The following is a 24,491-nucleotide window of genomic DNA, read 5'->3' as shown; positions in this document are numbered from 1 at the left end:
GGTAAGCTTTTTTACCAAGGCAAAGATTGGTCCGAGTCAGGTACATTGACGGCATGCCCGCAGACACCACGACCGCGCCGCTCGGTCTGCGCGAACGCAAGCGGCTGGAGACCCGCACCGCGATCTCGCGCGCCGCCGCCGACCTCTTCCTGAGGGACGGCTTCCACAACGTCTCGGTGGGCGAGGTGGCCAAGGCGGCCGACGTCTCGAAGGTCACCGTCTTCAACTACTTCCCGACCAAGGAGGACCTGGCCCTCGCCCCGCTGGCCGAGCACACCGGCGACGAGGTCCGGGCGGTCCGTGAGCGTCCCGCCGGCACCACGCCCCTGGATGCCTTGCGCGACGCCTTCCTGCGCGACCTCGCCTCCTACGCGCCGCAGGCGGGCATGTACGAGGCCGCCGCCCCGCTGGTCGGGATGATCCTCACCACGCCCGCCCTGAACGCCCGGCTCCTGGCCGTCGAGGCCGACCGCGAGCAGGCGTTGGCGGAGGCCCTCACCGAAGAGGCCGACGACCCGGGCGCCGTGGACGCCCGGGTGTTCGCAGCCGCCGCCCTCGGCATTCGACGCACCCTGGTCACCGAGAACTTCCGGCGGCTGATCGAGGGCGAGAGCCCCGCGTCCCTCCTTTCGGAAGCCCGCGCACGGGCCCTCCGGGCCTTCGGACTGCTGGAGTCCGGCTTCGGCGGGTACGCGATCCGCTAGGAGGTGCCCCCGGTAGGGCTTCGGGCCCTGTCCGGGCAGATCACAGCCGTGGTGCGGCAGGTTTCGGGGAGGTCTCCCGGTCGGTGTTCGGCCGATTCGGCGGCCTGCTCCCCCACAGGTCAGCCCGCTCCCGCGGCTGCTGTCTGCATTCATTCGTACACGATCGGTGACGAAAAATGGGGGTGCGAACGGGCGTTCAGGGCTCGGGTCGGCAAGACTGCGTCCGCTATCCGAAACATCAACCCAAGGGAGTGTTCGAAATGCGGTCCATCGCAAAGGGTCTCGGGCTCGGTTCCGCCGCCATGGCGCTCACCGCGCTCACCGCGCTGGCCTGGCCGGGTACGGCCGGAGCCGCACCGACCGGTACGGAGAGCCTCTACGCGCCGTCCGCGCTGGTGCTCAGCGTGACGACCGGGCCCGATGCCGACACGGGCAGGGTCGTGCGCGCGGTGACCCTCGTCTGTGCGCCGACGCCCGGAGGGACGCACCCGCACCCGGCCGCGGCGTGCGCCGAATTACGGGCGAACGGCTCGCAGCTCGACGCGCTCGCCGCGCCGGCCGCCGGCGCCGTCTGTACCAGGGAGTGGAACCCGATGACGGTGACGGCCGTCGGCGTGTGGCAGGGCCGTCGGCTCAGCTACACCTACACCTTCGCCAATCCGTGCGGCCTGCGGAACACCTCCGGCGTGCTGTTCGGCTTCTGACCCTCGTGAAGCGGCGGGCCGGGCGGCGCCGTGCGACCGCCGCCCGGCCCGGCCCGCGGGCGACCGGCCACCGGTCCGCCGCCCGCACGGTTCCGTTCTCAGCCGAGTTCGAGACTGGTCACCCCGAACAGCTCCGCCAGGGCGAGATCCGGTGCCGGGCCGGTGTACATCCGCGCGGTCTCGAAGGCCGGGGCCAGGCCGAGGTCCTCGAACAGCGCGGCTGCGGCCGGGTTGGCGTCCGGCGCGTCCACGGACACCAGCCCGTCGGGTGCGTGCCGGGCCAGCCTGTGCAGCAGGGCCGCCGCCACGGCCGGGGTGGCCGCGTAGAGCGGGCCGATGCGATGGGCGGCGCTGGAGGGACGGATCACACCGAGGCCCTCGATCCGGCCGTCCCGGACGGCGGCCAGTGCCGTGCGGCCCGGAAGCCCGGTCCAGGCGGACAGGAATGCGTCCCGCGACGCGGGGAAGAACCGCCGGTCGTAGGCGGCGAGTCGGCCGAAGGGCAGGGTGCCCGCGTCCACGATCTCGACCCCGGCGATATCCTCCCCCCGCGGGGTGCCCTCGTAGCGGAAGTTGTTCCAGGCCGGACGGAACCCGGATTTGCGGTAGTTGTCCTGCTGGTCGACGACCCCGTCCAGGCCCACGAGCCGTCCGTCGAGCCGTTCCATCCCGGCGTGCCACAGCCGGATGCCGTACCCCTGGCCGCGGACGGCCGGGCGGGCGATGTAGAAGCCGATGAAACCGAAGCCTCCGCCGTACCGGACGGCCGAGATGCAGGCCACCGGTTCGCCGTCCAGCCTCCCGACGAGGAATCCCTCCGGGTCGGCGACCGCGAAGGCGAACCGGTCCGAGTCTCCCGGGTTCCAGCCCTCCTCGTCGGCCCAGTCGCGGATCAGCTTCATGTCGGCGGCGCTCGCGCCGCCGATCTCGAATCCCGTCATGCCGGTGTTGTACCAGATGCGGCCGGCGTGCGCAGGGGTGCCTGATCAGCCGTCAGGAGGCTGACGAAGGCGCCCTGATCAGCCTCCCTGTGGAGGTCGCTGACCTGTCCGTCCCCGACTTCGACGACCCGCCAGACCCCGTCGGCGCGCAGGGCGAGGTCGGTGGTCACGAAGGGACAGCCCAGCGCCTCGACGGCCGCCCGGACCGGCGGGAGTACCGCTGCGAGAGCCGGATCGAGGGTCGGATCCGGGACTTCGACGACCGGGCTGTCGGGGTGGGCGGTGACCAGCCGGGGCGCCCCGTCCCGCCACCACACCCGTACCTCGGCGGCCGCCGCCTCCGGCGTGACGAAGGGCTCGAAGGCCCTCAGCACCACCCCGCCCGCCAGGAACTCGCCCTGCAGTTCGACGAAACGGGCGACGACGCGGTGCAGAGCGGCCGGATCGGCCAGGTCGGGCACGTAGCACGCTTCGTGCCACTCGTGCTTGCGGGACTTCACGTAGTCCTTGACGACGGCGGCTCCCGGCGGCAGGCCCGCCGCGAGGGCCGAGAGGCCCTCCGGATCCGGGACCGCCCCCGGCCCCGCCGGCAACCAGCCGCTGACCGGGGTCAGGCCCGCGAAGGTCTCGTACCAGCCGGGGAGTTCGTGCGCCCGGCGGTACGCCTCCGGGGAGACGCGGAGCTCGCTGCCGCGCCGGCGCAGGGCCGCGTCCAGTGCGGCGTACCCGCCCGCGGGGATCATCCAGCCCCGGTACCAGACGGCTCCGGTCCCGTCGGGCACGCGTGCGACGGCCCGCTCGGCGTCCCCGGCGAGCAGCGCGTCATGGTCGATCAGCAGGGGCGTGCCCCCGGCGGCGCGCAACTGCCGGGCCTCCGCCGCGAAGTGGGCGTCGGCCCGGCGCTCGTGCAACGGGTCACGGCAGTAGAGGACGGTGGCGGTGGTCGCGGTGGTCGTAGCCATGCACCCACCCTACGAACGACCCCGAGGGTCACCGTACGGATTTCAGCCCGCGCAGATCACGTCGTCGAGCCGGATGGGGCTGGAGTCGAGACGGACGTACGCGGTGAAGGTGTCCGTTCCACCGGAGGCCCAGTGGGTGGTCACGGTGGCCCAGCCCACCGAGGCGGTCTTCGCGACGGTCACCGGGCCGACGCTGATGTCCTGCGGCTCGTCGTGGGCGCAGAGCAGGACGTCGAGCTCCTCATTGATCTCCTGTCTCTCCTTGAGGATCTGCGAGACCCGGCTCTCCCGGTCCTGCGTGGAGGGACCGTGGTCACCGTAGAAACGGATCAGGAAGTCGCTGATCTGGGCAGCGGTGTGCCCCCTGCCCGCGACGGCGGCGGGCGCGGCGAGGGCGGGAACGGAGGGCATGACCGGCAGCGCGAGCAGGGTCAGCAGCAGGGCGCCTAGGCGGTACGGCTTGAGCATCATGTCCGGTTTTGTACCCGCCGGGCCGGTGGATCGGGAGGTCGGGGCCCGGATCTCACTCCTGCGGGGGTCGGGATTCACCGCAGAAACGACCCTCCGGCCGACGCCGCGGCCGGTGGGCGGAAATGGGCTCGCGGGCGGCCCGTGCCCGTACGTAGGGTCGTTGCATGGGGAAGCCACTTGTCGCAGTGTTCAGCGGGGCCGGAATGTCCACCGACTCCGGGATTCCGGACTACCGGGGGCCCCAGGGCCTGTGGCGGCGGGAGCCCGACGCCGAGAAGCTCGTGACCTACGAGTACTACATGGCCGATCCGGAGATCCGGCGCCGCTCCTGGCTGATGCGCGCCGAGCTCGGCGCGCTCGGAGCACGGCCGAACGCCGCGCACCTGGCCGTTGCGGAGCTGGAGCGCGGCGGCACCCCGGTGCGGGTGATCACCCAGAACGTGGACGGGCTGCACCAGCTCGCCGGGATGCCCGACCGCAAGGTGTTCGAGCTGCACGGCAGTGCCCGGTCGGTGGTGTGCACGGCCTGCCACGCCCGGTCGGGCATGGACGAGGCACTGGCCCGGGTGGCCGCCGGGGAGCCGGATCCCGCCTGCCTGCTGTGCGGCGGGATCCTCAAGTCGGCGACCGTGATGTTCGGCCAGCGCCTCGACCCCGAGGTGCTGGGGCAGGCGATCGCCGTGGCCAAGGGGTGCCAGGTCTTCATCGCCGTCGGGTCCACGCTGCAGGTGCAGCCCGCCGCGTCGCTCGCCGGGATGGCCGCGGAGGCCGGGGCCCGGCTGATCATCGTGAACGCGGAGGAGACCCCGTACGACCCGCTCGCCGACGAGATCGTCCGCGAACCGATCGGCACCGCCCTGCCGGCCCTGCTGGCCAGGTTCGCCGCTGCCTAAGCCGTCTCTGGGGCCCGTCCCCGCCGGATCGTGCCGGGTCCCGCGCGCGACCGCCGGCCGCGCGCGGACCCGCCCCGGGCGCTACCCCGCGTCCGCCGCCCGGCGCATCTCCGCCACGTCCAGCTTCTTCATCCGCATCATGGCGGCGGTGGCCCGGGCGGCCCGCCCGGGGTCCGGGTCGGCGATCAGGTCGATGGCGCCCGGCGGGATGACCTGCCAGGACACCCCGAACTTGTCCTTGACCCAGCCGCAGACGCCCTCCTCGCCGCCGTCACCGGTCAGCGCGTCCCAGTAGTAGTCCGCCTCCGCCTCGTCGGCGCAGCGGATCTGGAAGGAGATCGCCTCGGTGAAGGGGAACTGAGGACCGCCGTTGAGGCCGATGAACTGCTGGCCGTTGATCTCGAACTCCACGACCATCACCGAGCCCGCCTGGCCGGGGCCCGCATCGGTGTACCGGCCGATCCGGCCGAGCTTGCCGTCCTTGAAGACGGACAGGTAGTGGTCGGCTGCCGCTTCCGCGTTGCCGTCGAACCACAGACACGTGGTGAATCCCTTGCCGCTCATCTCTGCCTCCGGGCCGGTGCGTGGACGGTGGACACCGTCCCTCACATACAGACCGGCCCCGGACCCGAAATTCATCGGTGGGTCCGGGGCCGGTCCGCTCGCAGCCGGTTGTTCGCCCGTTCGGCCTACTTGGCGGGCTCCGCCCCCATGGCGAGCATGCGCTCGACGACGCGCTCGGTGGCGCTGCCGTCGTCCAGGTCGCAGAACTCGGCGCGGAACGCCGCCCGCGCCTCGGCGTACTCCGCCCCGACCGCGTCCGCGTTGCGCACGGCCTCGATCAGGCTCGCCGAGTCCGCCAGCAGCGGTCCCGGCGCCTTCGCCTCCAGGTCGAAGTTGAAGCCGCGCAGCGTGCTGCGGTAGTGCTCCAGGTCGTACGTGAAGAGCAGGATCGGCCGGTCGGTGTGCGCGAAGTCGAACATCGCGGAGGAGTAGTCCGAGATGAGCACGTCGGCGACCAGCAGCAGGTCGGCCGCGTCGGGCCAGCGCGACACGTCGACGACGAACCCGTCGCGGACGCCGTCGCGGACCTGCTCCGTCACGTGGTGGTGGCCGCGGACCAGCAGGACGTGGTCCTCGCCCAGCTCACGGCGGGCCTGGTCCAGGTCGATGCGCAGATCGAGCTTGTAACCGCCCGACCAGCCCTCGCAGTTCTCGCGCCACGTGGGCATGTAGAGGACGACCTTCTTGCCCTCGGGCAGGCCGAGCCGCCGCCGGACCTCCGCGATCCGCTGCGCGTCGGGCCGCAGCAGCGCGTCCGTGCGGGGGCTGCCGGCCTCGATGACCTCGCCGTCGTAGCCGAGGGCGCGCTTGAGGAGGGGGGTGGCGTAGGAGCTCGGGGAGGCCAGCAGCGTCCACTGGGCGCTGTCGTGCGCCAGCCCTTCCAGGATCTCCGGGCTCGTGTAGTAGTCGTGCACGAAGTCGTGGCCGATCTGCTTGATCGGCGTGCCGTGCCACGTCTGTACGACGACCTGGCCGGCGCGGCGCTCGAAGTGCTGCGGCACGTTGTCGTTGGTCACGTAGTAGCGGGCGCGGGCCAGCACCTCCCACGACTCCACGCTGCCGTACTGCACGGCGCGGGCGGTCGGGGGAACCTCGGCGCGGCCGTCCCTGACGAGCCAGACGTGCTCCAGCTTCTCGCCGCGGCGCACCAGTTCCTCGTGGATGGCGCGCGGCGAGTCGCCCGCGCCCATCCCCTGGAAGGTGTCGTAGACGACGATGTCCTTGACCGGCAGGGCACGCTGCGCCGGGTAGGTCTCGAAGCGGGCGACGCGCTGCGCGTAGCGGGAGCGGTCGTGCGGGCTGAGCAGCGGGTCGGCGACCAGCACCGCGCGGTCGTGGAAGCGGGTCTCGACCCGCATCCGACGGCCCTGCACGGTGAGGGGGTACGGCCCGGCGAAGAGGAGGCCGGGGCCCATCTGGACGGGAGCGCCGCGGTCGACGCCGAGCAGGCCGGCGGTGGTTCCACCCTGGGCGGCCGGGCGCAGCGTGGGCCACCAGCGGCCCTCGGGGATGGTGGTGCGGCCGGCGTACGGCTCGGGGAGCACGGGCCGGAAGACGGCCTCGAAGGCGTCCCCGTCACGGGTGACGGGGTAGCAGAACTCCACACCGTGCGCGTCGTGCAGGACGAGCTCGTACGGCTCGTCGGTGGGGGCGGCGAACCGGCCCCGCAGGGTGATGGTGCCGTCCTCGGTGGTGACCTCGTCGACCAGCGGCGGAGAGGGCTGCACGGAGAGGGTCAGGTGGCCGGTGTTGCCGCGCTTGGCGAAGAGGGAGCGGCCGCGGTCCTCGCCGGGCAGCGGCAGGACCAGGCCGTCGAAGCCGCCGCGCTCGTCGAAGACCATGCGGTGCTCGGTGCCGTCGGCGCCGACGGCGGACAGGCTCCAGGGCTCGGGGGCCCACTCACCCGGCTCGCACACGGTGTCCGGTACGGCGGCCAGGTCGGCCAGCGGCACTCGGACGGTGAACGGGATCGGGCCGACGCCCGATCCGGTGCTCTCCAGCGAGAGGTCGAGAACGGTGCCGGTGGTGACGTGGACGGCACGCAGCTTGGTGGCGCCGACGGCCTCGGCGGAGAGTTCGCCGGTGATCTCGACGGCGTCGTCCCCTGCGGCCCGGACGTTCAGCGCGCGGGCGCGGGCGACCTCCACCTGCACGGTGAGGGCGCCGGAGACGGCCGGGACGATCCGGACATCGGGGGCCACCCAGTGCGCGGGCGGGTTCTGGCCGGTGTCGTTCTCCCCGCCGCGGAGGCGGGCGCGGTGCAGGCCGCCGGCTCCGGTGACGGCGACGGACGTGGTCCATATACCGTCACGCCACTTGCCTCCCGACTGGAAGACGGAGGGGTCGACGACGGCGGTGAAGCCCGCCCAGTCGGCGTGCCGCAGGGCGAGGTGCGGGGCCTTGACCGTGGCCATCGGGGAGGCGACGGTACGGGTGCTGACGACGGAGCGGCGGCGCTTGCCCCCCTCGCGGAAGACCAGCATCTTGCGGGAGCCGAGGCGGCTCTCCGCACCGAGGTGGCCGGGGAGGGCGTAGCCGCGCAGCAGCAGCTTGCCGTCGGCCCAGGTCGCCTGCTCCAGGCGGCTGACGACGCGGCGCTCGCGCGGGCCGAGCGTGAGGATCTTCGCCGGGACCGGCGGGCGGCCCTGCAGGAAGGGGTAGTCGGCCTGCGGGCGGGCGAGGCCCTTGACGGGCACGCTGTAGGAGTAGTCGCGCTGGTGGTCCTGGAGCGCGATGAAGTCCTCGACCCGGCCTTCGCCGGCCAGGTACGCCTTGAGCCGGTCGGCGACGGTGAGGTCGGACCAGGGGCCGGTGCCGATCTCGCGGATGAGGCCACCGACCTCCTTGACGAACGCGGCGCGGAAGTCGGGGCCGCCCTCGCCGACGTACTTGTATATGAGCGGGAGTTCCTCGCTCAGCACGTTGTGGTCGTAGTCGCGCAGGTAGCGGGCGTACTTGGCGCCCTGCTTGGCCTTGAGGGACTCGCGGACCAGGCGCACGGACTTGACCCGGTCGATGAGGGAGACCGGGTCGGTGGAGCGCTGGGTGATGGAGCGCTCGCCGGTCTCACGGACGCGCCAGTGGTAGACGCAGTCGCTGATGATGTCGACGCTGGAGGCGAAGTAGTGCGCGGGGATGCTGACCGGGGCGTCCTCGTAGAGGATGCCCTCGGGGTACTGGAAACCGTGCCTGTCCCAGAAGCTGCGCCGGTAGACCTTGTTCCACGCGGTGCGGTCGGTGACCAGCGCCGGGAACTTGGAGATGTGGGTCTTCAGCTGCGTCCGGGCGAAGGCGGCCCGGTGGCCCCAGGACTGCTGCATGCCGACGGAGCGGAAACGCTTGACGTTGCCGCCCGCGAAGTCCGAACCGGTCTCGTCGAGGGCCTCGATGAGACGCTGGTAGGCGTAGTCGGGCATGGTGTCGTCGCTGTCGACGAAGGCCAGGTACTCGCTGTCCTTGTCGGCGTGGCGGGCGCCCACGTTACGGGCGGCACCGAGGCCTGCATTGTCCTGCAGCACGACGCGGAACCGCTTGTCCTTGGCGGCGAATGCCTTGGCGATGACGGCACTCGTGTCCGTGGACCCGTCGTCCACGAGGATGACCTCGAAGTCCTCGAAGGTCTGAGCGGCGATGGATTCCAGGCACTCGTCGAGGTAGAGCTCGACGTTGTAGACGGGGACGACGATGCTCAGGCGCGGGGGCATGGGTGGCGGGTTCTCCAGCGTTTTGTGCTTTGTCGATGATCAGTTGCTCACAGCATCCTACTCTGTAACAGAGTCATAAACTCCACCCATTTGGGGCATACGGATCCAACTGCCGGGGCGGACGGCAAAGAATTCAGCCGTCCGCCACTTCGGCGATGCGATTGGAGGCGGCCCGACCCTGCCCGGCAGGGCCGGTCAGACCTCCAGGTCTGCCTCGATCTTCTTCAGTTGATGCCGGGCCATCGCGAGGTTGGCCCGCCCCTTGTCGAGCGCCAGGTAGAGGAAGAAGCCCGTGGAACCGCGGGCCTTCATCAGCCGGATCAGGTGGTACTGGCTGCCGAGGGTGATGAGAATGTCCTCGATCTCGTCCTTGAGGCCGAGCATCTCCATCGTGCGGACCTTGGCACGCACCACGTCCGTGTTGCCCGCCGCCGCGACCGCGAGGTCGAGGTCCTTGCCGCCCCCGATCGTCCCGAGGGCCATGCCGCTGCCGTAGTCGACGAGGGCGGCACCGATCGCGCCTTCGATCGTGGTGGTGGCTTCCTTGAGTGCGGTCTCCACGTTGACCATGAGTGGGTCCTCTTTCCTGTTTCGTTGTGACTGTTGTCGTTGTGACTGTTGTCGTTGTGACCGTTGTCGCTGTGACTGTGGCGTGAGGGGAACGTGACTGGCTGTAGCCGTATGGAGCCGTGGCGGTGCGCGCCGGACAGGTCGGGCCTGCCGCCGGCCGGAACGCGCATCACCCGGGCGGTTCTCCCGGACCCCGGCGTCCGAGGGTCTGGTCGATCAGCTCCGCTATCCGGAGACTGGAGCGCCGGGCCTCCAGGTGGAGGCGCCCGACGTTGACGCGCGGCTCGGCGGTCAGTGTGAGAACCGCCACCATGCCCGCCGCGTAGGTGGCGACGTATCCGTCCTCACCGCGCACGAGCAGTTCGCGGAAGGCACCCTGGCCCGTGCAGTCGCTGAGCCGCTGGGCCACCCCGAGGGCGGCGGCGGTGAGCGCCGCGACGGACTCGGCCCCGACGGCGGCGCTGTCCTGGGCGAGCACGAAACCGTCGGCGCTCGCGGCGAGGGCACCGGTGAGCTGGGGTACCCGGGCCCGCAGCCTGCGGAGCTCGGCGAGTATCTCGGCCTCCGTCTCGGGGGGCACCGTACTCATGTCGGCCTTTCTCCTTTCGGGCTGCCTTCGCTCGGAGCGGTCGGCACGCAGGGCCGGTCGCAGCGGGAGCCTCACAGACTTGCCTCCAGTGCGTCGCGTAACCGGCGGAGCAGCGCCACGTCCGGGGATTGGGCCTCGGTCATCCAGTCGGGCAGGGGCGCCACGGCCGGCGGCGGGGCCGGGGTGAGCGGGGTGTCGACCAGTCCGGCCGCCGCGAGGCGCCGTACGTCGAGCAGGGTGTGGAAGGCCGGCCGGCCCAGGTCCCACGCGAGGTCGGCCGGTGTGCGCAGACCGTCTGCCCGGCCCAGCAGGGTGCGCTGCCGGGCGGTGATCGTCTGGCCCGGCGCGGCCGCCCGGGGGACGACCGGGGAGGTATCGAGCAGGGGGTACGGCCAGACCGCGTCGAGCAGGTCCCGGCGGCGCCGGGTCTCCCGTTCGACGGCAGCGGCGGGAACGGACCGGACGGAGCCGATCCAGTGGGTGGCCCCGCGGCGGAAGCGGGAGGGCCCGCTGCCCGGGGAGAGTGCGAAGAAGGCGGCGTCGAATATGGCGGCGAGGTGGCATATCTCCAGCTCCCCGCCGGCGAGTCCGCCGCTGTCCACGAGGAAGCGGGCGACCTGGCGGCGGGCTCCGGCCCGGTCCACGGCCTCGCGCCAGCGCTCGGGGGCGAGGCCGCCGCCGGTGGTGAGCAGTACGTCGAGACCGGGGGTGGCCGGGCTCTCCGCGTGCACGATGCGGCCGTCCTCCAGGAAGAGGGTGCCGCGGTCGCGGAGCAGGGCGCCGGTGGCGCGCTCCTCGGCGAGTCGGGTGAGAAGGGGGGAGACAGCGGCGAAGGCATTCGCGGCCGTGGCGGTGGCCGGGGCGGTCATCTCAGTACCAGCCCCTCGGCCAGGGCACGGAGCCTGTGGCGCGCCAGGGCGAGATTGCCGTCGGCGCGGTCGAGCCACAGGTGCAGGAATACGCTGCTGTCGAAGCTCGTCTCGACGAAGCGCAGTACGTGGTATCCAGTGCGGGTGGTGACGATCAGATCCTCGACGGGCGGGCCGGCCGGTAAGCCGGCGGACGAACCGGCGGAGGGAACGGCTCCGCCACCGTGTGCCGGGTCGGTCTCCGCCGGGGCGAAGGATTCGTACTCGGCGGCCGCCCGGGCCAGTTCGGCGGTCTCGGCGGCGGTGGTCTCGTGGTCGCCCACGGGCGACTCCCCGGCGGTGCCGAGGGCCAGTCCGCTGCTCCAGTCGACCAGCGCGGCCCCCCGCGCACCAGGCAGGGCCATGGCTTCGAGCAGGCATTCGTCGATCCCGGGCACGCGGGCTCCCCTCCCTGCCGGACCTGCTGGGTGCACGGTCGTGCGGCGCGACAGGAGGGAACTTACTCAAGTTCCGCTGTACGAAAGGGCGTTCTGGCATTTTCCGCTGGAACATGCCAGGAAGGGTGCGAGAGCTTGGCCGGAACGCGTCGAAATTTGATCACGAAGCGAGCGGAAGATCGTCCGCGAGGCGGAACGACCCTCCCTCGCGCTGCACGTAGCCCTCGTGGCTGAGGGTGCGCAGCAGGTGGTAGACGGTGGGCAGGGGGATCCCCGTGAGGCGGGCGAGCCGCTTGGCCGTCACCCGGCCCTCCGCGGACATCGCTTCCAGGAGGCGCAGTGCGCGCTGCACGGAGCCGATCAGGGTGGGTGTGCTGTCCTTCTGACTGTGGTCGGTGCCCATGTCTGGTCCCCCTGCTCCGGTACGAGGCCTGGCAAACCCATCAAAGTGGCTCACCGGGCGCAAAACCAGCGGACTCGCGTAAACCTGAGCATAAGATCACCGCATCCCGGCTCCCGAGCGGCGGGCACGTCGCGGACACGGCCTAGCGCGTACAGGTGACGTACGCGGGGAGCGGGGTGTCCGCGATGAGGTGGCGCGGCAGGGCCAGCCCGAAACGGCGTTCGACGACGGCGAGGGTGTGACGGTCGCGGTCGGCGTCCGGTTCGCCGGCCGGGCGGGCGCACGCGCCGTCCGGGGTGAGGATCCCGGCCGCGATCAGCTCCGGGAGCAGGAAGTCCGGCCGGTGCCCGCCGCGCCAGCATTCCTCGCCGAGGCCGAAGCAGCACACCAGCTCGCCGTCCCGGGCGTACGCGAACTGCTTGGGCGGGTGGTCGGACTGCGGGTCCAGGTGAACGGCCTCGACACCGCCCCGGGAGACCTCGGCGAGCCGTTCCGCTCCGGCCGGCAGTCCGTGTTCGACGGCGAAGGACCAGCCGCCCCACCTGCCCACCCGGGCCACGCCGTCGCCGTCCACGGTCTCGGTGACCATGCTCCAGGCGTCGAGCGCGCCCAGCGTCCCGGGGTGCACGCCCGGCAGCGCGCCGAGCCGCGCGGCGAGCTCGTCGGGGGTTATCCCCCGGGCGAAGGTCAGACCGGCGAACCACTGGTCCCAGTGGGCCAGCCACCGGATCCCGTCCGCCACGTCCTCTGCGATGTCCGCCATGTGCGCACTCCCCACGGTGTCCCCACCCCGCCGGTGCTTGTTCACCGGCACGATAGTCAGTCCGCGGGCTTCTCCGGGAGGAGGCGCTCGACCATCGTCCGAATGAGCCCGTGCGCCGGGTGCGCCTCCAGCATCGCGGGCGCGGTCAGGTCGTCCACGATCAGACCGAGCATCGCCAGGTACATCAGGACCACGCCCTGCCGGTCCCCGGGCAGCCCCGCGTCCAGGTGCCACCTGATGTTGGCCTCCAGCTCCAGGCCCTGGAAGGACGCGAGCTCCGCCTGGAGTTCGGGGCGCCGGGTGCCTTCCAGCCGCAGCTCCAGCATGGCGATGTGCACACTGCGCTCGCGCCGCATCCGCTCCAGGAGCCGCGTGAGCAGGACCTCGGTGTCCAGCGAGCCGGCGAGGTCCGCCGGGTCCGGGACCAGCCGCTCCCGGGTGCGGTGCAGGATCTGCACGAGCAGCTGGGACCGGTTGGCGAAGTAGTTCGAGGCGGTGCCCGTGGGCACGCCCGCCTCGGCGTCCACCGCGCGCAGGGTCAGGCCGCGCGAGCCCTCGCGCGCCAGCACTTCGATGGCGGCGTCGAGCAGTGCGGCGCGGCGCTGCGGGTTCTGGCGCATGGGCGGGTCCCTGGGTATGGGTGGGCACGTCTGGTGAGCACTGCAGGTGCAGTGATTCGCACACGGTAGCGGACCTGCCCGGTCCGGGCCCTCCCCACCGCCCCCTCCCCCGTGTCAGGCTGCGCGTCATGGAGCGGATCATCGAGGAGATACGCGAGGACCTGTCCCGCCGGATCGCCGTGGCGGCGGACCGGCTCGCCGACCGCACGCTGACCGAGGACCCCGCCTACGCCGCCCTGCTGGGCCGGGCCGAGCTGCGCGAGCGGATCCACCACGACCTCCGCCAGGCCGTCGAGGGTCTGGTCCACACCTCCCGCGGTCTGCCGGTGGAGCTCGCCGACGCCCGGGCCGTCGGCGCGCTCCGCGCCGAACAGGGGCTGCCGCTCGCCTCGGTGCTGCGCACCTACCGCCGTGGCGGCCGGCTGCTCTGGCAGAGCATGACCGAGTCCGTGACCGCGCACGACCGGGCGGCACTGCCCCGGCTGCTGCCGGGCGCGGCCGCGCTGTGGGACGTACTGGACCGTACGACGGACGCCATGACCGAGTCCTACCGCCGGACGGAGGCCGCGCACGGCGACCGGGACCGGGAGCGCCGGGCGGCTCTGCTGGACGTACTGCTCGACGGAGCGGACGGCGCCGACGGCGCGTCCAGCGTGGCGGGCTGGGCGGCGGACGGGGCGGCGGCCCCGGCCGCCGAGGCCGCCGCCGCGCGGCTGGGGCTGCCGGAGCGGGGCCGCTTCACGGTGGTCGTGCTGGCCCCCGACGCCTCCGGCAACCCGGTGGCCCCCCTCACCCCGGTCCCCCCGGCCGGGGGGACCGGGGCCGCCGCCGCTCCGCGCGTGCTGTGGCGGACCCGCGCCGACGGGGAGATCGGACTGGTGGAGCTGGGCCACCATCCGCTGGAGTCCGTACGGGAACTGCTCGCGCCGCTCGGGGTGCGCGCGGGGGTCGGCCCGGTCGTCGCGGCGCCGGCCGAACTGGCCCGGGCGCACCGCCTGGCCGCCCTCGCGCTGCGCACCTCGCCCGGGTCCGAGGGCCCGCGCACCGCGCTGCTGGACGAACGGCTGCCGGCGGCGCTGATCGCGGCGCAGCCGGAACTCGCCGGCCGGCTGTGCCAGGTGGTCCTGGGCCCGGTGCTCGCGCTGCCCGCGGCGGACCGGCGGACGCTGCTGACCACCCTCGGCACCTGGCTCGCCTGCCAGGGCTCGACCACCGACGCCGCGCAGCGGCTGTACTGCCACCGCAACACGGTCTCCAACCGGCTGCGGCGCCTGGAGCAGCTCACCGGCCGCTCCCTGTCCGACCCCCGGCACGTGGTCGAGCTGGCGCTGGCGCACGCGGCGGTGCTGCAGCGCGTCGGGGCGGAACCGGCTACCCGTCCCGCCGCGCCGGATCCGCGGGCCTCGCGGACTCCAGGAGGTACGGCACGTCGATCACCGCGACGCCCGGCGTGAACAGCAGTCGCGCCTTCAGCCGCAGGGCGTTCTGGTTGTGCAGGGGCTGTTCCCACCAGCGGCCCACCACGTACTCGGGGATCACCACCGACAGCATGTCCGCCCTGGAGCCGGCGGCCAGTTCCTCGACGTGGTCCAGGATCGGGCGCACCACCTCGCGGTACGGCGAGTGCAGGATCTTCAGCGGAAGGCCGGTCTCGTGCTCGGCCCACGCCTCGCGCAGCCGGGTCGCCTCCTGCTCGTCCGCCGCGACGGTGACCGCGGTCAGGCTGTCGGGGCGCAGCCCCTGCGCGTAGCCGATGGCCTTGAGGGTCGGGGCCTGCACGGCGGCGACCAGGACGAGGACGTGGTGGCGGGTGGGCCTGCGCGGGACGGCGTCGGGGGCGATGGCGACCTGTCGGGCGACCTGGTCGTAGTGGCGGCGGACGCCCTTCATGCCGAGGAAGAGCAGCGGCATCGCGATGACGACGAGCCAGGCGCCGTGGGTGAACTTGGTGAGCAGGACGATGACCAGGACCAGGGCGGTCAGGGTGGCGCCGACCGCGTTGATGGCGAGCCTGCGGTGGATGTGGATCCGCTCCTCGCGCGGGGTGGCGGGTGAGGCGAGCGCCTTCCTCCAGTGCCGGACCATGCCCGACTGGGAGAGGGTGAAGGACACGAAGACGCCGATGATGTAGAGCTGGATGAGACGGGTCAGTTCGGCGTCGAAGGCCACGATCAGGGCGATGGCGGTGAGTGCGAGGAGTACGACGCCGTTGGAGTAGACGAGCCGGTCGCCGCGGTTGAAGAGCTGGCGGGGCGCGTACCGGTCCTTGGCCAGGATCGAGGCGAGCATCGGGAAGCCGTTGAAGGCGGTGTTGGCGGCGAGGATCAGGACGCCCGCGGTGACGGCCTGGAGCAGGTAGAAGAGGAAGTGCCAGCTGCCGAAGGTGGCGCGGCCGATCTGCGCGAGGGCGGTGGAGGTCGCGGTGCCCGGGGGCAGGCCCAGTTCGGTGGGGTCGGCCGCGACGTGGACCTGGTACGACATGGCCAGGGCGGTGATGCCGACGAACATGGTCACGGAGAGCACGCCCATCGCGGCGAGCGTGGTGGCGGCGTTCTTCGCCTTGGGTTTGCGGAAGGCGGGGACGCCGTTGCTGATGGCCTCGACGCCGGTGAGGGCGGTGCATCCGGAGGCGAAGGCGCGCATCGTGAGGAACACCAGGGCGAGTCCGGTGTAGGTGTCGACCGGGGTGATCGGGAGGTCGGCGGACTCGGCGCGGATGGTGTCGCCGGTCCCGAGCCGTACGGCGGCGACGGCGAACATGAGGTAGATGACGAGGACGAAGCCGTAGGTGGGGATGGCGAAGACGCGGCCCGACTCCCGTACGCCGCGCAGGTTCATGACGGTCAGCAGCACCACGAAGGCGACGGAGAGGACCACTTCGTGGTCGCTGAGCGAGGGGACGGCCGAGGTGATGGCGGAGACGCCGGAGACGACGGAGACGGCGACGGTCATCACGTAGTCGACGAGCAGGGCACTGGCGGCGGTGAGCGCGGCGGTCTGCCCGAGGTTCTCCGAGCTGACGACGTAGGCGCCGCCCCCGCCCGGGTAGGCGTGGCAGGTCTGCCGGTACGAGGCGACGACGACGATGAGCAGGAAGACGATGGCGGCGGCCGCGTACCAGGTGAGGTGCAGCAGTGCGACGCCGCCGAGGGCGAGGATCAGCAGGATCTCCTCGGTGGCGTAGGCCACCGACGAGAGCGGGTCGCTGCAGAAAATCGGCAGGGCCAGTCGTTTGGGCAGCAGGGTCTCGCCCAGGCGGGCGGTGTCGAGGGGTTCGCCGACCAGCATGCGTTTCGCATTAATACGCCTCATTCAGGCATGATCGTGCATTTGATTCACACATCATCCCTTTTGGGGCTTGTGACACCCGGCGAGGTCCTCCACCCGGTGCGCCAGCCACAGGTCGTGGCGGGCACTGGGGGACTGCAGGAGGGAACGCTCCAGCAGCGCCTCGATCCGCGTCAGCCGCTTGCGGGCACCGGGGACGGAAACCCCCAGCGCCGCGGCCGCCGGGAGGAGTTGGGCATCGTGCGCCAGCCAGGTGCGGACCGTTTCCCGGGCTCCCGGCGGGGCGTCCGGTCCGGTCAGCGCGCTCAGATGGGTACGGGCCCAGTCGGTCAGGCGTGGGTCGCGCAGCACGTCGTCGAGACAGGAGGCGGCTCCGGAGGCGCCGCCGGTCCCCGTCCCGGCTCCCGGACCGAGGCCCGCCCCGGCCGCGGTCTCCGAGGTGAGCCGCAGGGCCAGGGAGAGCGCCGCCTGGTCCGCCAGGCGTGCGAGGTCCAGGCCGAGCAGCGCCTCGATCAGCCGGAGCCGGGCCGCCAGGGTGTTGCGGTGGATCTTCAGCAGCCGGGTGGCGTGCGAGGTGAAATTCAGCCACGCGTGGGCGGTGGCGCGCAGCTCCTGCCCGCCGGGATCCTGGGGGCGCCGACGCGCGTGCGTGTGCAGGGGCGCGAGCAGGGACTCGGCCCAGCGGACCCCCGCCTCGTACGCGGCGAGGGCCAGTTCGGGGCCGGGTCCGAACCGGGCGTGCCGGTCACCGTTCGCCCGGGCGACGGCCAGCGCGTGGAAGGCCTGGGTGTAGGCGGCCGGTGCCTCGCTCAGGCCCGCCTCCCCGCTGACCCCGACCGTGCAGTCCGGCGCCGCCGCCACCAGTGCTTCGGCCAGGGGGTCGCCGGTGGCGGACACCGCGGCCGCGTCGGGCGGGACGAGCACGATGAGGTGGCGCACATAGACCGGGCAGCGCACGATCCAGGCCCGAGCACCCGTCAGTTCCCGGCAGATCCGCATGACTTCGGCGCGCCGTCCGGTGGGGCACTCGACGACGTACATCCGCATCGGATCGGGCAGTGCGGGGCCGAGCGTGGCGGAGATCTGGTGGGCTGTGGACAGGCGGCCGTTCATCAGCAGGTGGAGGACGGCCTCGCGGACCTGCGCCTCGGCGCGCCGGACCCGTTCCTCCCGCCTCCCGGCCTCCTCGGCGCGCAGCACGAGGTCCAGCGCCACGGCCGCGTCCGCGAGGAGTGCGGGCGCGTCGGGATGGTGCGGCTGCTCCAGTACGGCGGCCAGCGCGCGCCGGCCGTCCAGTGCGAACAGCAGGGTCGCGCGGTCGGCGCCGTGCAGGACCGCCGACCGTACGCCGCGGGCACCCAGCTCGGCGGCGCCGCGCACGGCGGCCTCGGGAGCCGGGCCGTGCTCCGCTTCGGCGTCCACCACCCCGACCCAGCCGCCGAGGTGGGAAGCGAGCCACTCCAGCAGTGCGGTCGATCCCCCGGCGTGGACGAGCCGGTGGACCTTGAGGACGTCGTCGGACCGGGACACGGCCGCATTCAACCACCCGGCGGTCACTGTGCGCTGTGATACCGGTCTCGCCCGCTCACTGGGCAGGACGAACCCTGCGCATGTCCCGGCCTGCGCATAGGTTGGGGGACGAGCGGCAGGGTCCCGGTGGCTTCGATGGGAGTCGGACACGGGGGAAGCCACGGGATCCCGCCGCCGCTCACATCTTGCGCGCCGCGCTGCGGATGGCCTCCCGGATGCGGAAGTAGGTGCCGCAGCGGCAGATGTTGGCGATGGCGTCGATGTCCTCGTCCGTGGGCGAGCCGGTGCGCTTGAGCAGGGCGACGGCGGCCATGATCTGGCCGGGCTGGCAGAAGCCGCACTGTGCGACGTCCTGTTCCAGCCAGGCCTCCTGCACGGGGTGCAGCTCGTCCCCGTCCGCCAGGCCCTCGATGGTGGTCACCGTTCGGCCGGCGCACGCGGAGACGGGCACCACGCAGGGGCGGATGTCGGCGCCGTCCAGGTGGCTGGTGCAGGCCTTGCAGACGTCCACCCCGCAGCCGTACTTGGGGCCGCGGACGCCCAGCATGTCGCGGAGCACCCACAGCAGGGGCAGGTCGTCGGGCGCGTCCACGGTGACGCTCCGCCCGTTGACGGTGAAGGTGTGCGAGGGCACTGCGTACTCCTGGCTCCGGGATCAGCGGGGGTAGGGGGTGAAGTCGACGTCGAAGTCGAGGGGGAAGCTGCGCGGCTTCGAACCGGTGGCCCGGGCCCAGGCGTTGGCGATCGCACCGACCGCGGCGGGCACGCCGAGCTCACCCGCGCCGCCCGGCTCCTCGCCGGTGGCCGGCAGTACGAACACCCGTACGTCGTGCGGGGTGTCGCGCTGCCGGGCCCAGTGGAACTGGCTGTAGCTGCCCTCCAGCGGAAGCCCCTTGTCGAGGTGCAGCCCGGCGCGCAGGGTGGTGGAGATCGCGTCGGTGAGGCCGCCGATCATCTGGGCCTCCAGTCCGCGCGGGTTGACCGGCAGGCCGACGTCCACGGCGATGACGGCCCTGGTGACGCGGACGTGGTCCGGGTCCCGGGTGTCGATCTCGACGAGGCACGCGGTGCGGGACTTGTACTCCTCGTGGAAGGCGATGCCCTGCGCGCATCCGGCTTCCATCGGCCGTCCCCAGTTCCCCTCCTCGGCCACCTTGTCGAGTACGGCGCGCTGGGCGTCGGTCTTCAGGAAGGTGCGCCGGAACCGGTACGGGTCCCGGCCCGTCCGGGCGGCGAGTTCGTCGACCACGATCTCCTCGGCGCCGCGCGTGTTGGCGGAGTAGACCGAGCGCCAGGAGGCGGTGGGGATGCCGGTGGGCACCTCGGTGAGCGCCTGGGTGGTGAGTCCGAAGTGGTACGGGGACTTCACCGTGGTCAGGAAGAGGGTCTGGGCGAGGGTGGCGTTGCCGATGCCGAGCGGCAGCCGGGCTGCGGTGGCGGTGATGATCTCGCCGAGGCCGTGCCGGAAGTCCGTCTCGGCGGCGGCGACGCGGTGCTCGAAGCTGAGTACCTCGCCCAGCAGGTGGGTGGCGCGGATCTTGTGGTGGGTCGCGGGACGCATCCGCCCGTGCCGGGTGTCGTCCACGCGGGTCCACATGAGACGGACCGGGCGGCGGCACGCCTTGGAGATGCGGGCGGCCTCCAGGGCCGCGTCGAAGAAGAGCCGCCGGCCGAAGGAGCCGCCGGCCTGGACCACGTGCACCTGGACCTTGGAGAGCGGCAGGCCGAGGTCGGCGGCGATGGTCTCGCGGGCCACGATCGGGGACTTGAGGCCGGACCAGATCTCGGCCCGGTCCTCGCGCACGTCGGCGATGGCGGAGTTGGTCTCCATCGGGGCATGGCTGACGAAGGCGAAGTCGAACTCGGCGTCCACGTACGGGGTCAGCAGGGGCGGGACCAGCAGCGGCGGGGTGGCGGCGCGCAGCTTGGCGCGGATCCGGTCGTCGGAGAGCTGGTCGGCGGGGCCGGGGCCCCAGGTGACCTGGAGGGCGGCCTTGGCGTCGATGGCCTGCCCGAAGGTCTCGGCGACGACGGCGACCCCGGTCGGGACCGTGACCACGTGCAGGACGCCGGGCATGGCGCGGACGGCGGCGAGATTGGTGACGGTGCGGACCGTGCCGCCGAGGGTGGGCGGGCGGCGCACGACGCAGGGCTTGGCGCCGGGTACGTCGAGGTCGAGGGTGTACCGCAGGGCGCCGGTGACCATGGCGCGGGCGTCGACGCGGCTCGTCGGCCGGCCGACGAGGGTGTGCCGGCCGGTCTCCTTGGGGGTGGCTCCGAGGACGATCAGGCCGGGGTCGGCGGCGGCCGCTGCGAGGCCGCCGTAGTCGGCGGTGCGGCCGTCGGGCGCGCGGACGGCGCCGCCGGAGGTGGTCAGTGCGGCCGGGTCCAGGCTCCAGCGGTGGGCGGCGGCCGCGACGAGGCGGGCCCGGGCGGTGGCGGCGCACTGGCGGACCGGCCCGTAGAGGGAGCGGATGGAGTTGGAGGATCCGGTGAGCTGGTTGAAGAGCAGCTCGGGCCGGGCGTCGTCCAGTTCCACGCGGACGTCGGCCAGCGGTGCGTCGAGTTCCTCCGCCACCAGCATGGCCACGGCGGTGGTGAGGCCCTGGCCGACCTCTTCGCGCGGCAGCCGGAAGCGGATGGTGCCGTCCGCCTCGACGGCGAGTGCCAGCAGGGCCGAGGTGGGGGCGCCGGCCAGGATGAACAGGTCGCCGAGGTCGATGACGTCGGCGACGGCCGGCAGGGACGGCACGACGGCGTGGGCGGCCTGCGGGGCGAGCGCGTCGGCGCCGGCCCGGGTGACCAGGGCCAGGGTCGGCGCGGCCACGAGGCAGGTGAGGAAGGAACGGCGGCTCTGCCCCGTGGCGTGGTCCTGCCCGGTCATGTCGTTGTGTGTCCCCACGCTGCGCGGGTCCGCCCGCGCAGACCTCCCCCGGTTATTACCGGCACGTAGGGTAGCGACCCGGCAGGGCGTTGGGAAGCCCCGATCACGCCGCGTCACTCCGGGCGACATCACTCGTTCGGGGGTATTCCGAGGGCTTGCCTTGATCCGTTCTTTACGCGATTCCGGCGGTGGGCAGGACTCGTACACCTCGGCCGTACGATCGAGCGACGCCCGCCGGATGGCCTGATTCCGGCCGCGGTTCCCACGGCCTCACGGCCCCGACCGGCTGATGCCCTTGGGTCGCCCCGGAGTTCGCCTGACCGGATTCGTTCGCACGTCGCGAGCGGGCCGGAAGGCCATCGGCATATACCAGAAGCAAGAACGTAGCGGATGTTGCCAAACGCCTTACACACCGTCGCGCCCTGTGCAACAGTCGTTACCGGTCCTTCCTTCAGACTTGGCCGTGCCGCGCCTGTATCGGAGTTCTCATGCCGTCCCACCTGTTCGCGGACCGTCCCGCGCAGCCGCCCGAGCCGGGGTCGGTGGACGCGCTGATCTCGCAGACCCGGCGGCTGCGGGGGGAAGTGGACGCGGTCCGCCGCGACACCGTCGTCGACGACGACGACGCCCAGGGCCGCTGGCAGCGCGCCCTGTGCGATCTCGCCGTCCACCACCTCGACGACCTCCGCGAGCACCTCGGCCAGCTCAAGGAAGGCCTGCCGCCGGCGCCCGAGACCGTCGAGTACCCGCAGCCGGGGGCCGAGGCCGGTCCCGAGGCCCAGACCCGCGTCGGCAGCGCCGAGTGGAACCTGCTGACGGACGAGGTCAGTTGGTCCGACGAGCTGTTCCAGATCTTCGGCCGCTCGCCCGAGTCCGGCGCACCGCCCCTCGACGAACTCGGCTCGACCCTGTTCTCCGAGGACCAGCCGCTGCTCACCGCGTGGGTCACCGCCTGCCTGGTGGACGGCAAGCCGATCGACGGCGAGTTCCGCATCGTCCGGGCCGACGGCCGGGTCCGGACGTTGCACATGAGGGGCGAGCCGGTCCTCGACTCCGACGGCTGTACGGCCTCGATGTGGGCCGTCCTGCGGGACGTGAGTGAACTGCGCCGGAGCCAGCGCGCGGTGCGCGAGTCCCGTGACTCGCTGCAGCGCCAGCGGGAGATCGCGCAGACCGAGCGCCGGCTGGCGGTCGAGCTGCAGGAAGCCGTGCTCCCCCCGTGGCGCGGCTCCCTGCGGTTCCCGTACGGCAGCGCGGGCACGCTGGACGTGGCCGCGCACTACCTGCCCTCCGCGACCAGCGCCCTGATCGGCGGCGACTGGTACGACGCGCTCGAACTCCCCGACGGCGGCTCGATGCTGACGGTCGGCGACCTGACCGGACACGGGGTGAGCGCCACCTCGGGGATGGCGATGATGCTGGGCGCCCTGCGCGGCATGGCCATGGCGGGCATCGAGCCCGGCCCGCTGATGGGCTGGCTCAACCAGCTCCTGGAGACCTCCGTACAGCCCGCGCTCGGCTCGGCCGTCTGCTGCCGCTACGATCCCGCGCGCCGGGTGCTGTCCTGGGCGCAGGCGGGCCACCCGGCCCCCTTGCTGTTCCGCCGCGGGTCGGGGCGCGCCCTGCTGCCGCCGGAGGGCGTCCTGCTGGGCGCGACGTCCGGAGCCTCGTACGGGCAGGCCGAGGAACGCCTCGAAGTGGGCGACCTGCTGGTCCTGCACACGGACGGACTCACGCCGCGCAGCATCGAGTTCAGCCGGGCGGACGGGACCGAACGGCTGCTGGCGCTGGCGCCGCGCTTCTCTGCGGCGGGGTCGGCGCAGGAGTGCGTGCGGATCGTGATCGAGGAGTTCGGCGAGAGCGAGCGCGAGGACGACGCCTGCGTGCTCGTCGCCCGGGTCGGCGGGTAACGGCCCGACGCCGGGTGGACTTCAGGGCCGCGCCGGAAGGCGCGGCCTTTCTCGTCTCCGTACAGGGGCTCGTGGACGGCATGCGGTGCGCGGCGGCGTGGGACTACACCCCCGTACCGCGCGGGCCGCGCGGCGCCGGTGTGTCGGGGAGGGCCAGCTTGATCTCCTGGCGCAGGTCCTCGATGCGCGCGTACCCGGAGTACTGGGCCGTCAGCCGGTACATCTCGCGCAGCCGGTCCCAGGTCCGGTGCGAGGAGGTCTCGTTCATCGAGACCAGCGCGAGGCGCGCGTACCGGTCCGCCTGCTCCGGCTCGTCGGCGATGAAGCAGGCCGAGGCCATGGAGATGTAGTCGAAGATCTGCGAGCGCTGGTAGCCCTCACCGCGCAGCCGCAGGGCCTCCTTGGCGTGGCGGGCGGCGATCGGCGCCGCCGCGGCGTCGTGGTCGGCGAGGGTCCGGTAGGCGAGCGCCTGCATGCCGTGCAGGTCCGCCTCGTCGAAGTGCTGCATCCAGCTCGGCGGGGGCACATCGCCCTTGTCGGACACGAACAGCTCCTCCGCCTCGCCCAGGGTGCGGCGCATGGCCTGCCCCTTGCCCATGGCGGCCTGCGCCCACGCCTCGATGGTGTGCAGCATGGCGCGCGTGCGCGGCAGGGTCTGCTCGCCGGAGCCGGACTGGGCGAGCTTCATCAGGTCCAGGGCCTCGTTCGGCTTGCCCAGGTGGACCATCTGACGGGCGGCGCGGGACAGCGCCTCGCCGGCGCGCGGCCGGTCGCCGCCCTCGCGGGCCGCGTGCGCGGCGATGACGAAGTACTTCTGCGCCGTGGGTTCGAGGCCCACGTCGTGGGACATCCAGCCGGCGAGGACCGCCAGGTTGGCCGCCACCCCCCAGAGCCGGCGCTGGAGGTGGTCGGGGTGGTGGTAGGCGAGCATGCCGCCCACCTCGTTGAGCTGGCCGACGACGGCCTTGCGCTGGAGTCCGCCACCCCTGGAAGCGTCCCAGGCCCGGAAGACCTCAACGGAGCGCTCCAGGGCCGCGATCTCCTGGGAGCCGATCGGCGCGGCCTCGTAGCGGTCGTAGCCCGCTGGATCGGCCTGGAAGGAATCCCCGAAGTTCCGGGCCTCCTTGGCCAGGGCGGGGTCGGTGTGCAGCCAGTCGTACATGGCGTTGCTGAGGGCGGAGCCGGCGGTGAGCACCGCACCGGCGCCCATCAGACCGCGACGGTTGAGCATGAGGTCCATTCCCGTGAATTCGGTGAGGACCGCGGCTGTGCGTTCGGGCGCCCACGGCATGCCGTCGGGGTTCTCACGAGCCCCGTCCGGCTGCCGTCTGGAGGTGCGCCGCTGCCGTACGAACCCGAGGTCCTCGATGGTCACGACACGACCGAGCCGCTCGGTGAACAGTGCTGCCAGTACCGTGGGCACCGGTTCGCGGGGGGCCTCCCCCATGTCGATCCAGCGCCGCACCCGCGAGGTGTCGGTGGCCAGCTGGGGGTGGCCCATGGCCGCCGCCTGCCTGTTCACCATCCTCGCCAGTTCGCCCTTCGACCAGCCGGCCAGGCCGAACAGGTCGTTCAAGCGGGTGTTTGGACCTTTGCTCACGTCAAGCCCCCAGGTTCTCGGCTGAGTTGACAGTAGCCCGCCGTCAGATGCCCAGCGACTATTCGCCAGGCTTCGCCAGGGCACG

The 24,491-nt window shown here is 72.5% G+C and carries 22 protein-coding genes; 5 read left to right on the top strand and 17 right to left on the bottom strand.

The features are described 5' to 3' along the window. Nucleotides 1–53 precede the first annotated feature (53 nt). Together Sspor_RS36915 and Sspor_RS36910 are read left to right on the top strand one after the other, a co-directional pair. Nucleotides 54–704 carry a TetR/AcrR family transcriptional regulator gene (locus Sspor_RS36915; protein ID WP_202202994.1) on the top strand — a complete coding sequence of 217 codons (651 nt, stop codon included), beginning with the start codon at nucleotides 54–56 and terminating at the stop codon, nucleotides 702–704. A gap of 260 nt (nucleotides 705–964) precedes the next feature. Next, complete coding sequence (locus Sspor_RS36910) at nucleotides 965–1,408, top strand: subtilase-type protease inhibitor (protein WP_237404194.1); 444 nt, start codon at nucleotides 965–967, stop codon at nucleotides 1,406–1,408. Between the two features lie 98 nt (nucleotides 1,409–1,506). Here Sspor_RS36910 and Sspor_RS36905 read toward each other — a convergent pair whose 3' ends face one another. The 3 genes from Sspor_RS36905 to Sspor_RS36895 are packed head-to-tail and all read right to left on the bottom strand — an operon-like array spanning nucleotide 1,507 to nucleotide 3,782. Continuing rightward, nucleotides 1,507–2,349 (bottom strand): GNAT family N-acetyltransferase, encoded by an 843-nt coding sequence (locus Sspor_RS36905; RefSeq protein ID WP_202202993.1) that lies wholly within the window; start codon nucleotides 2,347–2,349, stop codon nucleotides 1,507–1,509. Continuing rightward, on the bottom strand, nucleotides 2,346–3,311 hold the full coding sequence (locus Sspor_RS36900) for an ATP-grasp domain-containing protein (protein ID WP_202202992.1): 966 nt from the start codon (nucleotides 3,309–3,311) through the stop codon (nucleotides 2,346–2,348). The genes Sspor_RS36905 and Sspor_RS36900 overlap by 4 nt, the downstream gene beginning before the upstream one ends. A 42-nt stretch (nucleotides 3,312–3,353) precedes the next feature. Continuing rightward, nucleotides 3,354–3,782 carry a hypothetical protein gene (locus tag Sspor_RS36895; RefSeq protein WP_202202991.1) on the bottom strand — a complete coding sequence of 143 codons (429 nt, stop codon included), beginning with the start codon at nucleotides 3,780–3,782 and terminating at the stop codon, nucleotides 3,354–3,356. 164 nt (nucleotides 3,783–3,946) lie between these two features. Here Sspor_RS36895 and Sspor_RS36890 point away from each other — a divergent pair, with 164 nt between their 5' ends. After that, nucleotides 3,947–4,675, top strand: a complete 729-nt coding sequence (locus Sspor_RS36890; protein ID WP_202202990.1) for an SIR2 family NAD-dependent protein deacylase — start codon at nucleotides 3,947–3,949, stop codon at nucleotides 4,673–4,675. 81 nt (nucleotides 4,676–4,756) lie between these two features. Here Sspor_RS36890 and Sspor_RS36885 read toward each other — a convergent pair whose 3' ends face one another. From Sspor_RS36885 to Sspor_RS36845, 9 genes are all read right to left on the bottom strand, one after another. Further along, the gene (locus Sspor_RS36885) at nucleotides 4,757–5,239 is read right to left on the bottom strand and encodes a VOC family protein (protein ID WP_202202989.1); all 483 of its coding nucleotides are present in this window, start codon (nucleotides 5,237–5,239) and stop codon (nucleotides 4,757–4,759) included. 125 nt (nucleotides 5,240–5,364) lie between these two features. Further along, nucleotides 5,365–8,943, bottom strand: a complete 3,579-nt coding sequence (locus Sspor_RS36880) for a bifunctional glycosyltransferase/CDP-glycerol:glycerophosphate glycerophosphotransferase (protein WP_202202988.1) — start codon at nucleotides 8,941–8,943, stop codon at nucleotides 5,365–5,367. Nucleotides 8,944–9,138: 195 nt separating this feature from the next. Beyond that, complete coding sequence (locus Sspor_RS36875) at nucleotides 9,139–9,513, bottom strand: hypothetical protein (protein ID WP_150255694.1); 375 nt, start codon at nucleotides 9,511–9,513, stop codon at nucleotides 9,139–9,141. Nucleotides 9,514–9,682: 169 nt separating this feature from the next. After that, the gene (locus tag Sspor_RS36870; protein ID WP_202202987.1) at nucleotides 9,683–10,102 is read right to left on the bottom strand and encodes a roadblock/LC7 domain-containing protein; all 420 of its coding nucleotides are present in this window, start codon (nucleotides 10,100–10,102) and stop codon (nucleotides 9,683–9,685) included. 71 nt (nucleotides 10,103–10,173) lie between these two features. Further along, nucleotides 10,174–10,971, bottom strand: a complete 798-nt coding sequence (locus Sspor_RS36865; RefSeq protein ID WP_202202986.1) for a transcriptional regulator — start codon at nucleotides 10,969–10,971, stop codon at nucleotides 10,174–10,176. Beyond that, the gene (locus tag Sspor_RS36860; RefSeq protein WP_189966848.1) at nucleotides 10,968–11,408 is read right to left on the bottom strand and encodes a hypothetical protein; all 441 of its coding nucleotides are present in this window, start codon (nucleotides 11,406–11,408) and stop codon (nucleotides 10,968–10,970) included. The genes Sspor_RS36865 and Sspor_RS36860 overlap by 4 nt, the downstream gene beginning before the upstream one ends. 160 nt (nucleotides 11,409–11,568) lie before the next feature. Continuing rightward, the gene (locus Sspor_RS36855) at nucleotides 11,569–11,811 is read right to left on the bottom strand and encodes a helix-turn-helix domain-containing protein (RefSeq protein ID WP_202202985.1); all 243 of its coding nucleotides are present in this window, start codon (nucleotides 11,809–11,811) and stop codon (nucleotides 11,569–11,571) included. A gap of 142 nt (nucleotides 11,812–11,953) precedes the next feature. Beyond that, the gene (locus tag Sspor_RS36850) at nucleotides 11,954–12,574 is read right to left on the bottom strand and encodes a DUF6461 domain-containing protein (protein WP_237404193.1); all 621 of its coding nucleotides are present in this window, start codon (nucleotides 12,572–12,574) and stop codon (nucleotides 11,954–11,956) included. A 56-nt stretch (nucleotides 12,575–12,630) separates the two neighbouring features. Next, nucleotides 12,631–13,194, bottom strand: coding sequence for a TetR/AcrR family transcriptional regulator (locus Sspor_RS36845; protein WP_202202984.1), 564 nt, complete (start codon nucleotides 13,192–13,194; stop codon nucleotides 12,631–12,633). A gap of 128 nt (nucleotides 13,195–13,322) precedes the next feature. Between Sspor_RS36845 and Sspor_RS36840 the strand changes: the two genes are divergently transcribed. Continuing rightward, nucleotides 13,323–14,648, top strand: a complete 1,326-nt coding sequence (locus Sspor_RS36840) for a helix-turn-helix domain-containing protein (protein WP_202202983.1) — start codon at nucleotides 13,323–13,325, stop codon at nucleotides 14,646–14,648. On the opposite strand, the gene Sspor_RS36835 is transcribed toward Sspor_RS36840, so the two are convergent. From Sspor_RS36835 to Sspor_RS36820, 4 genes are all read right to left on the bottom strand, one after another. Beyond that, complete coding sequence (locus Sspor_RS36835) at nucleotides 14,566–16,506, bottom strand: APC family permease (RefSeq protein WP_202202982.1); 1,941 nt, start codon at nucleotides 16,504–16,506, stop codon at nucleotides 14,566–14,568. The genes Sspor_RS36840 and Sspor_RS36835 overlap by 83 nt on opposite strands. Before the next feature lie 30 nt (nucleotides 16,507–16,536). Continuing rightward, nucleotides 16,537–18,012, bottom strand: a complete 1,476-nt coding sequence (locus Sspor_RS36830) for a PucR family transcriptional regulator (RefSeq protein ID WP_237404192.1) — start codon at nucleotides 18,010–18,012, stop codon at nucleotides 16,537–16,539. A gap of 178 nt (nucleotides 18,013–18,190) precedes the next feature. Beyond that, complete coding sequence (locus tag Sspor_RS36825) at nucleotides 18,191–18,646, bottom strand: (2Fe-2S)-binding protein (RefSeq protein WP_202202981.1); 456 nt, start codon at nucleotides 18,644–18,646, stop codon at nucleotides 18,191–18,193. A gap of 21 nt (nucleotides 18,647–18,667) precedes the next feature. Further along, on the bottom strand, nucleotides 18,668–20,896 hold the full coding sequence (locus Sspor_RS36820) for a xanthine dehydrogenase family protein molybdopterin-binding subunit (RefSeq protein ID WP_202202980.1): 2,229 nt from the start codon (nucleotides 20,894–20,896) through the stop codon (nucleotides 18,668–18,670). A gap of 488 nt (nucleotides 20,897–21,384) precedes the next feature. On the opposite strand from Sspor_RS36820, the gene Sspor_RS36815 reads away from it, so the two are divergent. Continuing rightward, nucleotides 21,385–22,806, top strand: coding sequence for a PP2C family protein-serine/threonine phosphatase (locus tag Sspor_RS36815; RefSeq protein WP_202202979.1), 1,422 nt, complete (start codon nucleotides 21,385–21,387; stop codon nucleotides 22,804–22,806). 103 nt (nucleotides 22,807–22,909) lie between these two features. Here Sspor_RS36815 and Sspor_RS36810 read toward each other — a convergent pair whose 3' ends face one another. Continuing rightward, nucleotides 22,910–24,406 (bottom strand): DNA-binding protein NsdB, encoded by a 1,497-nt coding sequence (locus tag Sspor_RS36810; protein ID WP_202202978.1) that lies wholly within the window; start codon nucleotides 24,404–24,406, stop codon nucleotides 22,910–22,912. Nucleotides 24,407–24,491 lie beyond the last annotated feature (85 nt).

Source organism: Streptomyces spororaveus, assembly GCF_016755875.1.
In the GTDB taxonomy this organism is placed as follows: Bacteria; Actinomycetota; Actinomycetes; order Streptomycetales; family Streptomycetaceae; genus Streptomyces; species Streptomyces spororaveus.
The sequence above is the reverse complement of the archived record's forward strand: the minus strand, read 5'-3'. Positions and strand labels throughout refer to the sequence as shown.